The sequence below is a fragment of the Roseateles sp. P5_B10 genome (assembly GCF_056400485.1).
Genome location: NZ_JBFULE010001242.1, coordinates 1 through 1,069 on the forward strand (window position 1 = coordinate 1; position 1,069 = coordinate 1,069).

Genomic DNA, 1,069 nt, shown 5'->3' on the forward strand with positions numbered 1-1,069 from the left:
GTAGGCGCCTTCGCCGCGCTGGATGAAGCGCGGCGTGCCGCCGACGGCGCGGAAAGCGCGCACGGGGGAATTCACGCCCCCTGGAATGACGCGCGCGGCGCGCTCGAAGAGCTCTGAATTGCTGGCCATGAGAGAGGAGTCAGGAGATCAATGCATGCGCCGCGGCGTCTTGGGCGGCTGCTCGGGTTCGGGTTCGGGCTCGAAGTCGGGCGGCTCGCCGCCTTCTTCGTCCGCTGCGGGCAGGGCCCAGAAGAAGCGGTCGGGGATGACGTTGCCCATACCGGGACGAAAGCCCGCATCCAGCGACTGGTCCAGGAAGGACAAGGCTTCACTGACGGCCGAGTGCAGTTCCGCGCCCACCGACAGCAGCGCCGCGAGCGCCGCCGACAGCGTGTCGCCCGCGCCGACGAAGGCCGTCTCGAAGCGCTCGAACTTCTCCCCGGTGATAGGCCCCTGCGAGTTGGCCAGCACGTTGTCCACGAACTGGTTGGGCAGCTGGATGCCGGTCACCAGCACGTGCTGGGCGCCGGCCTGGGCGGCGGCGACGGCCAGCTCGCGGGCCGACGGCGCGCGCTCGTTGTCCCAATCGGGCAGCAGGAAGTCCGTCATGGTCTTGTGGTTGCCCACCAGCACGGCGGTCTGCGGCAGCACCAGCTCGCGAAGCGCGTCCAGGTACTGCTGCTGGTCGTCCTCGTCGATCCAGGCGACGGAGGGCAGATAGGTCACCAGCGGCACGTCGGGGTAGTCGCTCAGCACCTCGGCCACGGCGCTGACGGCCTCGGCATTGCCCAGGAAGCCGACCTTCCAGGCCGTGATAGGCACGTCTTCCAGGATGTGGCGGGCCTGCTCGGCGACGGTGTCGGCGTCGAGGTTCTCGTGCTCGAAGGTCTCGGCCGTGTCGCGCAGCACGATGGCGGTGACGACGGGCAGGCAGTGCGCGCCCATAGCCGCAATCGTGGCTACATCGCCGGCCAGGCCGCCTGCGCCAGAGGCGTCGCTGGCATTGAAGCTCAGCACGCAAGCTGGCGGCGGGCTTTCCTGTTCGTCTTGGGCATCTTCGGCCGCGGGG

General features: G+C 69.3%; 1 protein-coding gene and 1 pseudogene. Both read right to left on the bottom strand.

The window, feature by feature from the left end:
* Positions 1-129: pseudogene (locus AC1DU6_RS32430) on the bottom strand (aspartate aminotransferase family protein); the annotation flags it as partial.
* An 18-nt stretch (positions 130-147) separates the two neighbouring features.
* A partial coding sequence (gene thiD / locus AC1DU6_RS32435; RefSeq protein WP_477862346.1) for a bifunctional hydroxymethylpyrimidine kinase/phosphomethylpyrimidine kinase occupies positions 148-1,069 on the bottom strand: 922 nt, incomplete at its 5' end.